Annotated in this window: 11 protein-coding genes; 6 read left to right on the top strand and 5 right to left on the bottom strand. The window is 38.8% G+C overall.

What is annotated here, in order from left to right; translation table 11 throughout:
- Positions 1–58: 58 nt before the first annotated feature.
- From ACLPIE_RS06970 to yacG, 5 genes are all read left to right on the top strand, one after another.
- Entirely contained in the window at positions 59–985 is a 927-nt protein-coding gene (locus ACLPIE_RS06970) for an ATPase, T2SS/T4P/T4SS family (protein ID WP_430260799.1), read from the top strand.
- Between the two features lies 1 nt (position 986).
- Entirely contained in the window at positions 987–2174 is a 1188-nt protein-coding gene (locus ACLPIE_RS06965) for a type II secretion system F family protein (protein WP_430260798.1), read from the top strand.
- A gap of 166 nt (positions 2175–2340) precedes the next feature.
- Complete coding sequence (gene coaE / locus ACLPIE_RS06960) at positions 2341–2946, top strand: dephospho-CoA kinase (RefSeq protein ID WP_430260797.1); 606 nt, start codon at positions 2341–2343, stop codon at positions 2944–2946.
- 8 nt (positions 2947–2954) lie between these two features.
- Positions 2955–3713, top strand: a complete 759-nt coding sequence (gene zapD, locus ACLPIE_RS06955; protein WP_430260796.1) for a cell division protein ZapD — start codon at positions 2955–2957, stop codon at positions 3711–3713.
- A gap of 15 nt (positions 3714–3728) precedes the next feature.
- Positions 3729–3926: a DNA gyrase inhibitor YacG gene (gene yacG / locus ACLPIE_RS06950; RefSeq protein WP_430260795.1), complete on the top strand. Its 198-nt coding sequence runs from the start codon at positions 3729–3731 to the stop codon at positions 3924–3926.
- 82 nt (positions 3927–4008) lie between these two features.
- Here yacG and mutT read toward each other — a convergent pair whose 3' ends face one another.
- The 3 genes from mutT to secM all read right to left on the bottom strand — a co-directional run bounded on the left by mutT (position 4009) and on the right by secM (position 7818).
- Positions 4009–4416, bottom strand: coding sequence for an 8-oxo-dGTP diphosphatase MutT (gene mutT, locus ACLPIE_RS06945; RefSeq protein ID WP_430260794.1), 408 nt, complete (start codon positions 4414–4416; stop codon positions 4009–4011).
- Between the two features lie 65 nt (positions 4417–4481).
- Positions 4482–7193, bottom strand: a complete 2712-nt coding sequence (gene secA / locus ACLPIE_RS06940; protein ID WP_430260793.1) for a preprotein translocase subunit SecA — start codon at positions 7191–7193, stop codon at positions 4482–4484.
- Positions 7194–7293: 100 nt separating this feature from the next.
- Positions 7294–7818, bottom strand: a complete 525-nt coding sequence (gene secM / locus ACLPIE_RS06935; protein WP_430260792.1) for a secA translation cis-regulator SecM — start codon at positions 7816–7818, stop codon at positions 7294–7296.
- 81 nt (positions 7819–7899) lie between these two features.
- Here secM and ACLPIE_RS06930 point away from each other — a divergent pair, with 81 nt between their 5' ends.
- Positions 7900–8421, top strand: a complete 522-nt coding sequence (locus ACLPIE_RS06930) for a DUF721 domain-containing protein (protein ID WP_430260791.1) — start codon at positions 7900–7902, stop codon at positions 8419–8421.
- A 35-nt stretch (positions 8422–8456) separates the two neighbouring features.
- On the opposite strand, the gene lpxC is transcribed toward ACLPIE_RS06930, so the two are convergent.
- Together lpxC and ftsZ are read right to left on the bottom strand one after the other, a co-directional pair.
- On the bottom strand, positions 8457–9374 hold the full coding sequence (gene lpxC, locus ACLPIE_RS06925) for a UDP-3-O-acyl-N-acetylglucosamine deacetylase (RefSeq protein ID WP_430260790.1): 918 nt from the start codon (positions 9372–9374) through the stop codon (positions 8457–8459).
- Positions 9375–9473: 99 nt separating this feature from the next.
- Positions 9474–10631: a cell division protein FtsZ gene (gene ftsZ / locus ACLPIE_RS06920; protein ID WP_004262022.1), complete on the bottom strand. Its 1158-nt coding sequence runs from the start codon at positions 10629–10631 to the stop codon at positions 9474–9476.
- Positions 10632–10663: the final 32 nt, after the last annotated feature.

The following is a 10663-nucleotide window of genomic DNA, read 5'->3' as shown; positions in this document are numbered from 1 at the left end:
AGCGACACTCCAAGGAGGGGATAAATTGAGTATTCGGGCGTAAAGAGACTTTTCGTCCATGATAGTAATCCCTGATCATAAAATATGCATTATGATATTATCAGCCACCATAACAAGGGAAGTCCCACAGAACTACAGTATTCGCCTATCTAGTATTCCAACACTTTATGGTGAAAAACTTGTATTACGGATACTTAATACCCAATTGAAATATTCATTAGAGCACATAGGGATGTGCTCTTCCCTTCTTAAATCACTAAAAAAATGTCTGAATCAACCTCAAGGACTAATTCTAGTTACAGGGCCAACGGGAAGTGGCAAAACAGTCACCTTATACAGTGCATTAGAGTACTTAAACCAGTCTTCACGAAACATATCAACTATTGAAGACCCTATTGAAATTCCTCTACAAGGCATCAATCAAACACAAGTTAATGAAAAATATGAACTAAGCTTTGCTTTCATTCTACGGGCCCTTCTAAGACAAGACCCTGATATTATAATGATTGGCGAGATAAGAGACGAAGAAACAGCCCAAATTGCGACTAGAGCTGCTCAAACAGGTCACTTAGTACTATCAACGCTACATACCAATTGTACTCTTAGCGCGATAGACCGAATGGAACAATTAGGCATAGATCACACCCAATTAAAATCATGCTTAAAAATGATCATTGCACAAAGATTGGTACGTAAACTCTGCCCTCATTGCAAGAAAACAGTGCCGCAACAAACTAAATTAGATGAAAGAAACACTATCAATGAATGGTCATCTAACGGTTGTGAGCTTTGTTTTTCTGGATTTATGGGAAGAACTGCCATCTATGAATATCTAGATCAGAAAAAGATAGATAACTTCTTTTACGGAAAATTAAATGTCTTAGACGGATTTGATAATCTGTTTAAAGCTGGTTTAAAACTTGTTAGTTCAGGGGAAACAACGCTCCAAGAAATTTATTCTATCATTGGACATGAAAGAGGTTAAAATGTTTATTTATTCATACATAGCCACCGATATTAATAATAATTTAGTCAAAAATACAATTATCGCCAAAGATAAAAAAAATGCTTTTATAGAAATCACAAAAAATAATTTAACTCCATTAAAAATAAAATTTCAACGTTTTTTTATTTTAAACCTTGAAAACATTAATTACCGAACACATTTCTTTCATCAATTAAGTATTTTATCTTCATCTGGAATCAACCTAGTTCAATGTCTAAAAGTACTTAAATCCAACTGCCAACTTCCTTTTTGGATAAGCATAATAACAAACTCAATTCAGCATTTAGAAAAAGGTGAAAAACTATCACAATACTTCGCAAATTATCCATTAATATTTAATGAAACCATTATCAGTCTTATTTTGGTAGCTGAGAAAACTGGGCAATATGATGAAAGTTTTCGAGCTATTGTTTCAATATTAGAACATAATGAAAAAACATTACTATTGATAAAAAAAGCAACACGTTACCCTCTAATACTTTCATTATTTTCTGTTCTATTATTAATAATAATGATGCTCTATGTTGTCCCCCAATTTAACGACATATATCAAAACTTCCAACAAGAGTTACCACTTTTAACAAAGGTTATAATCCTCATATCAGAAACATTAAAAAGTCAGTTCTTTTGTATATTATTATTATTTTTCCTTTTCATAGCATCATTATTTAAATTTAAAGAAAAATATATATTATTAATTCAAAAACTCATAATATATATTCCGTTTGTTAAAAAGGCTATCCGCATTCATTATCTAAGCCTATACTTTCTCACAATGTATTCAACAATTAAAGTAGGATTATCGTTATCCGAATGCTTAGCATGCACAATCCATACCATCAGTAACCAACAATATAATAAAGATTGTAAATTAATATCTAACTTAGTAGATCAAGGGGAGCTGTTATCTGATGCAATGAAAAAAACCAACCTTTTCCCTACCTTATCTATACAGCTAATATCTATAGCGGAAGAGTCAGGTAGACTTAACTATTTTACCAAATACTTATTTAAATATTATTCTGAGCAATATATTATCTATAGTGAGCGTTCCCTTAAAAACCTTGAGCCTATTTTGCTTGCTATAATGGCTATATTGGTTGGTGTGATTATGCTAGCAATGTATTTGCCAATATTTAACTTAGGTAACGTTATAAGTGAGTTATAAACCTATTTCATGATGATAAATTCATTATACTTTTAGTTTACTTAAGTTGAATTTTGATATATTTCATAAGTATTTTTAACTATTCACATTAAGATTAATTTGAATGAAGACAAATGCGTTATTTCAGTGTAATCTATTTTCTTCCTGTTAATAAATGAATAATTTTATGCCATATATAGTAGCTTTGACAGGTGGTATTGGAAGTGGAAAAACAACAGTAGCAAATGAATTTGCCAAACTGGGAGTTCCCCTTGTCGATGCTGATGTTATTGCTCGCCAAGTCGTAGAGCCTAATACAACCGCTTTCAAAGCAATAAAATCTCATTTTGGTGAAGAAATCATTCTTCCTACAGGCTCACTAGATAGAAAAAAACTACGGGAAGTTATTTTTTCTAATCCCGATGAAAAAAAATGGTTAAATGCATTGCTGCACCCGCTGATCCAACAAGAAACACAAAAGCAACTTCAACAATTAAAATATCCTTATGTATTATGGGTTGTTCCCTTATTGATAGAAAATAACATTCAGCATCTAGCTAATCGAGTACTTGTTGTCGATGTCACGCGCAAAGAACAAATTGAACGCACCTTAAAAAGAGATAATACTAATCTTAAACAAATTACAAATATACTTAATGCACAAGTAAACCGAGAAACACGTTTATCTTATGCTGACGATATAATTACAAACCATACAAACGATATTAATCTTGCGCACAAAGTAGCAATGCTTCATAACCAATATTTGACACTAGCAAAAATAAAATATTAGGAATCAAAATGGGCGAACTGACTACAATAAACTCTATTACTTATGAATATCCCATGAATGAAAAGATCCGTTCTTGGTTGCGCCTTGAAACGCTTTTATCTCAAGTCTATGATCTTAGTAATATAACCTCCTATTCTACGGGTATTGCTTTTTTTCGTTCTGTGTCTGAATTGATTGAAATACTTGACCGAGGTGAAGTACGTTCTGAATTAATTAAAGAACTCGAAAAGCAACGTTCTCGTCTGTCTACTTGGGCTGCTGCACCTAACGCAGACGATCAGTTAATCTCTTCCTTATTACAACAATTAACCGATAAGGCCTCGCGATTAAAGTCTGTACCGCGTTTTGGTCATCATTTACGAACAGATAAAATAATTGGCATGGTACGCCAGCGGTTAAGTATTCCAGGCGGTTGCTGTGGTTTCGATTTGCCTACATTGCAATTATGGTTGAGTATTCCCCAACAAGAACGAGATAACGCCATCGCAGGCTGGCTACAAAGCATTGATCCTCTTAATGATGCATTAAAAACAATTCTCACCTTGATACGCCAAAGTGGAAACTTTGAGCCTAAAGAATCGCATAATGGCTTTTATCAAAGTAACGTCGACGGCAAAGAGTTATTGCGTATTAAATTATCTGCGGAGCACCTTATTTATCCTCAAATTTCAGGTCATAAGACACGCTTTGCTCTACGTTTTCTACATATTAATAGCGAGAATGGTATACTGCCAGAGATTATTAATTTTGAATTATCCTGTTGCTAGCTAGAGACGTGTTTTATGAGTGAAATCATTGAAGTTAATTGCCCTACTTGTCAAAAAGTTGTTATTTGGAATGAAAATAGTCCCTATCGACCATTTTGTAGCAAACGTTGCCAACTTATTGACCTTGGTGAATGGGCTAGTGAAGAAAAACGTATTGCTAGTCAAGGAGATATATCTGACAGCGATGATTGGAGTGAACAACCCGAACAGTAAAAATACAGCTTGAGTGGAAAATACAAAAAAGCGAGTTATTGACCCTGTAAATAATTCTGTGTATTTTCCACCTACTGCCTGATTAAACTTGCCTACTTTTTTGTGTGAGCATATCTACAACGACTCTATTTGCGGGCGGAAACTCATCAGCGACTAAGTCACATTGATCAATCCAACGTGAATCCTGCCCTTCTTTACCGAATGGCTCGTTGTCCCATTTAGAAACAACAAAGAAATAAAGGGTAATAAACCTATCTTCAAACTCACAGTCTACGCGGTGAAAAAGTTCACAGTGATTCACGATGATCCCAACTTCTTCCTCAAGCTCACGACTGAGTGCATCTTCAGGGCGTTCACCTTTTTCTAGCTTTCCCCCCGGAAACTCCCAGAACCCCGCCATGTGAGTTCCTTCAGGGCGCTTGGTAATAAAAATTTGCTCATTTGAATTACGAATAATTCCAGCGGCAATATGCAGATGTTTTTTTTCCATAATTTTTTCGTTAAAAAGGCGGGTTACCCCGCCTTTGTCTTATTATTAATAAAGTTAAAAACTAATTAGTTTAAGCGGCCATGACATTGTTTATATTTTTTACCTGAACCACAAGGGCATGGATCATTACGGCCAATCTTGTGACCTTGAGTTGCCATTTGAACTTCAGTTTCCGTCATTAAAGATTCAGAGCCTGCTTCGTGGCTCAACTGCTGCTTTTTCGCTAAGCGTTCAGCTTCTTCACGACGTTGTTGTTCTAAAGCTTCGACCTCTTCCGGTAAACGAACTTGAACTTTGGATAACGTGCTGATCACTTCATATTTCAATGCCTCTAGCATGCTAGCAAACATGCTGAAAGACTCGCGTTTATACTCTTGTTTAGGATCTTTTTGCGCATAGCCACGTAAATGAATACCTTGGCGTAAATAGTCCATTGAAGCCAAATGCTCTTTCCATAAGGTATCTAATGTTTGTAGCATGACACCTTTTTCAAAATTACGCATCGTTTCAGCGCCCACAATTTCCTCTTTACGCTCATAGATCTCAACGGCTTTCTCCATAATACGTTCGCGTAAAGTTTCTTCGTGTAGCTCGGGTTCTTTATCCAACCATTCTTTAATTGGTAAATCGAGGTCAAAATCATTAACTAAACGTTGATGTAACCCTTCGATATCCCACATCTCTTCTAATGATTGAGGTGGAATATATGCATCCATTGTAGCTGTGAATACATCCTCACGAATGCTATCAACGGTTTCCTTGATATCACCACCATCAAGTAGTTCATTACGTTGAGTATAAATAGCACGACGTTGATCACTGGCAACATCATCATATTCCAGTAATTGTTTACGAATATCAAAGTTGCGACTTTCAACTTTACGCTGTGCATTAGCAATCGCTTTAGTTACCCACGGATGCTCAATCGCTTCACCTGGTTTCATACCTAGTTTTTTCATCATACCAGTGACACGGTCTGAAGCAAAAATACGCATCAACGCATCTTCCATTGATAGGTAGAAACGAGATGAACCCGCATCCCCTTGACGACCCGCACGACCACGTAACTGGTTATCGATACGGCGTGATTCATGGCGCTCTGTACCAATAATATGTAAGCCGCCTGAAGCTAACACTGCATCATGGCGAGCTTGCCAATTTGCTTTAATTTCATCGATTTGTTCTTGGGTTGGCTCTTCTAATGCTGCCACTTCAGTCTGCCAGCTTCCCCCCAACATAATATCTGTACCACGACCTGCCATATTGGTTGCGATAGTTACTGCCCCAGGTTGACCTGCGTTAGCAATAATATCAGCTTCCATCGCGTGAAATTTAGCGTTCAAAACGTTATGCTTGATTTTAGCTTTTTTCAGGGCATTAGAAATCAACTCAGATTTTTCAATAGAGATGGTACCGACTAGAACGGGTTGGCCATTAGCGGTTCTCTCACGAATATCTTCAATAATCGCAGCAAATTTATCTGCCTCATTCATATAAACAAGATCGGGTAAGTCTTTACGAACCATTGGACGGTTAGTTGGAATAACAATCGTATCGAGTTTATAAATAGAGCTAAATTCAAAAGCTTCGGTATCAGCAGTACCGGTCATACCAGCTAATTTCTCATATAAACGGAAATAGTTCTGGAAAGTAATAGATGCCAACGTTTGGTTTTCATTTTGAATTTCAACGCCTTCTTTTGCTTCTACTGCTTGATGCAAACCATCTGACCAACGGCGCCCTTCCATTGTACGGCCTGTATGTTCATCAACAATAACAATTTGGCCGTCTTTAACAATATAATCAACGTCTAAAGTAAACAGAGCATGGGCACGTAAACCTGCCATCACATGGTGCATTAACATAATGTTAGCCGGTGAGTATAACGACTCCCCTTCTTCCATTAAGCCTTCTTTTGACAATAGCTCTTCAATTAACACCAAACCACGTTCAGTTATTGTCACTTGGCGTGATTTTTCATCAACGGAGAAATGGCCTTCACCTTGAAAAGTATCAGAATCTTCTTTCTCTTGGCGTTGTAGATGGGGGATCAGTTTATCCACTTTTTGATAAAGTTCTGAGCTATCTTCCGCTGGACCTGAAATGATCAGAGGGGTACGAGCCTCGTCGATAAGGATTGAGTCCACCTCATCCACTAATGCATAATGAAGTTTACGTTGAACACGCTCTTCAGGGCTAAATGCCATGTTGTCACGCAGGTAATCAAAACCAAATTCGTTGTTAGTACCGTATGTAATATCTGCTGCATATGCTTCACGTTTTGCCGGTGGCGCCATGCCCGGTAAGTTAATACCAACAGTTAAACCTAAAAATTCGAATAATGGACGGTTGTTTTCTGCATCTCGTTTTGCTAAGTAGTCGTTCACGGTAACCACGTGAACACCTTTACCTGTTAACGCATTGATATATGCGGGTAATGTTGCCGTTAATGTTTTACCTTCACCAGTACGCATTTCAGCGATACAGCGCTCATTGAGCACCATCCCACCGATTAACTGAACATCAAAGTGACGCATGCCAAACACACGCTTACTCGCCTCACGAACTGTAGCAAAGGCTTCAGGGATAATACTTTCTAGGCTTTCATTTTTTGCCAAACGCTCGCGAAACTCTGCCGTTTTCGCTTTTAGCTCTTCATCCGATAGTTTCTCGAAATCTGGCTCTAAACGGTTAATTTTCTCAACTTCTTTACGCAAACGACGTAATGTACGATCATTACGGCTACCAAAAACTTTAGTTAGAATCTTTGTTAACATACTCTTAATCTCTAAAAATCAATTAGTTATTTGAATTTAAAATGAATTTTACGACACAAAACAGCCCAGCAATTCGTGCTGTTAAGTCACTAAATGGAGATTATGCAGTTAACGGGCCTGCTCGAATACCATGGACTTGAGCGATCCAAATGGCAGGTTGGTAGACAATAAAGTGAGGGTAGTCATAATGACTAACTTGAGCAACACGGGTATCCCACTGAAGTGAACGCTGTGCCAGCATGGCATAGAGCGTATCTAACATTAGTTCAGGAACAATTTGCTGCTCTGACTCTTTCTTAGCAGTGCTTACATCATCATCTTCAGTCGAGGAAAACGCGAAAGTGAGTTGGCGAATCACATTTCTCACTGCGTGCTGCTGCCAGTAATTAACTGAATAGGATGATGACGAAGAACGTTGCGAATTCTGTTGAGCAAATAAATTATCAAACGCGTTAACGGCTTGACTCTGGCGGTTAACAGAAGAGGAATTGACCTGCGTTAGTTGGGATTCAGAGAGTGCATTTAAAATTGTAGGCAAGCCGACACCCGTGGCCACAACACCTAATAGCAGGTGAGACCAAAAGTATTTTCTACCAAGTTGTCGCCAAAAATTTAAAATGCCCATTAAACTCTTATATAATGAATGCGTGACAATATTAATATCTGTAGTAGATTCGTTTTATATCATCGTTAGCCGGAGCCGAAAATGAGAGATAGCCATCCACAAGCACTGTTTGATGTTCTTGAAGGATCATTGGCAACATCATCGAACACCTTACAAGCTATTCAGCGTAATGCGAAAGCCATTATTAAGCTGAACCGTGCAGTAAAAGGTTTGCTTCCAGCTGAAATCAAACCAATGTGTCGTGTTGCTAACTACCGTAATAATATTGTGGTCATTGAAGTAGCAAATGCCAGTTGGATGACCCGACTTAATTACGAAAAATTAAATCTACTTTCTGCATTAAGGATGTCTATTCTACCATCTTTATCGTCAATCGACATCAGAATCAACCCAGATCTAATGCGAAAATCGCAACAAAATCGGTCAATAAACAAGCAAGTAGTTCCATCAACACAAAAAATGAACGAACGCCAAATCAGCACACAGACTGCATTAACATTATTGAAATTGGCTGAGAATAGCCCTAAAGGCTTAAAAGAAAGGTTTGAACGGTTGGCTGCACTAGCCGGAGAGAGTACTAGTACAACCAACAGAAAAGACTAACCCCGATAAATATCGGAGATAGCCGCATAATAATATTATGCGTATACAGTTGAAGGTGCTTTGAATGCCACTGGCAATTGAGCTTCATCTTCAAAGGTGACCAGCTCCCAAGCAGATTCTTTTGCTAAAACTGCTTGTAATAGTTTGTTATTCAATGCATGACCTGATTTAAACGCAGTAAATGCGCCGATAATGTTGTGGCCACATATAAATAAGTCACCAATTGCATCCAACATTTTGTGACGAACGAATTCATCTTCAAAACGTAAGCCATCTTCGTTGAGGACTTTATAGTCGTCAACAACAATAGCACAGTCGAAACTACCGCCTAAGCATAAGCCTTTTGATTGCAGATATTCAATATCACGCATAAAACCAAAAGTACGCGCTCGACTGATTTGATTCACAAATGATTCCGCGGAGAAATCAAGTGAGTAGCTTTGTGTGCTGCTATCAATCGCCGGATGTTGGAAATCGATAGTGAAATCAAGACTAAACCCATTATAAGGTCGCATCTCTGCCCATTTATCACCATCTTCAACACGTACAGTTTCTTTAATACGCAAAAATTTCTTTGCACAATTTAATTCTTCAATACCGCCATCGAGCAGTAAGAAAACAAATGGTGCTGCACTGCCATCCATAATCGGGATTTCAGGCGCATTGACTTCAATAACAATGTTATCGATCCCTAATCCTGCTAAAGCCGCATTCAAATGCTCAACGGTTGAAATACGTACGTTATCTTCATTGACTAAGCAAGTACATAACATAGTATCACGAACTGATTTCGCATCTGCCGGAAAATCAACCGGTGGATTAAGGTCAGTACGACGGTAGATGACCCCAGTATTGGCCGGCGCTGGACGTAATGTAAGCGTAACTTTCTTACCGGTGTGTAAACCAACACCAGTCGCTGTAATAATACGTTTTAATGTCCGTTGTTTGATCATCGTATTTTTCTCGCAATGTTATAAGTCCTACCGATCATCTTACAAGATAATCAGTAGGATATTTTAGCACAAAAAGCGGAGAAACCAATATAAATAAAATTAATCGGCCTGTTTACGCAAGAACGCAGGAATATCAAGATAATCAGGTTCTTTATTTGTTTGCGTATTTTGGTCATTAACCGCTTTAGCCGCTGGTTTCTCTTCTGTTAATGAAGACATGCTATTTTGCATTTGCTGATAGCGCTGTTCCATTGACGCCTGCTGAGACATTTTATTGCTAACTAAAGTAATTTCTGGACGTTTGTCCATACCAATACCTGTAGCAACAACAGTCACTCGCAGTTCTTCGTGCATTTCTGGGTCGAGAGATGTACCGATTACCACAGTTGCATTGTCAGATGCGAACGCACGGATAGTGTTACCCACCGTTTCAAACTCATCCAAACGCAGGTCGAAACCAGCCGTGATGTTAACCAACACACCACGTGCACCTGACAGGTCGATATCTTCCAATAATGGGCTTGAAATAGCCATTTCAGCGGCTTCTTCGGCACGATCTTCACCGCGAGCAACACCTGACCCCATCATTGCGTAGCCCATTTCTGACATTACAGTACGCACGTCAGCAAAGTCTACGTTCATCAAACCTGGGCGAGTAATCAGTTCAGCGATACCTTGTACGGCACCTTTTAGCACGTCATTTGCCGCACCAAAAGCATCCAGTAATGAGATACCACGACCAAGTACTTTTAATAATTTATCATTTGGGATGGTGATCAATGAGTCAACATGTTTTGATAACTCAGTGATACCCGCTTCTGCAAATGCCATGCGCTTTTTACCTTCAAAATTGAAAGGTTTAGTCACGACAGCAACAGTTAGAATACCCAACTCTTTTGCTACTTCAGCAACCACTGGAGCAGCACCTGTTCCGGTACCACCGCCCATTCCCGCGGCGATAAAGACCATATCTGCACCATCTAACGCATTACGTAGCGCTTCTCGGTCTTCCTCCGCCGCATTGCGGCCAACTTCAGGGTTTGCACCAGCACCCAGACCTTTGGTTATACCTGTACCGATCTGGATAGTTTGTCCAACTGCGGTTTTACGCAGTGCCTGTGCATCGGTATTGACAGCGAAGAACTCAACGCCTTCAATACGCTCACGCACCATGTGTTCAACGGCATTACCGCCGCCGCCGCCAACGCCGATGACTTTAATCACCGCATCGTTGGTTAGCTCCATTGGTTCAAACATAATGTCTCTCCGTTTTGTGCTTACTACTTTTG

This window comes from Providencia sp. Me31A (genome assembly GCF_050487165.1).
Taxonomy (GTDB): domain Bacteria; phylum Pseudomonadota; class Gammaproteobacteria; order Enterobacterales; family Enterobacteriaceae; genus Providencia.
Note: the sequence above shows the minus strand (reverse complement) of the source record. Positions and strands in the feature narration are given on the sequence as shown.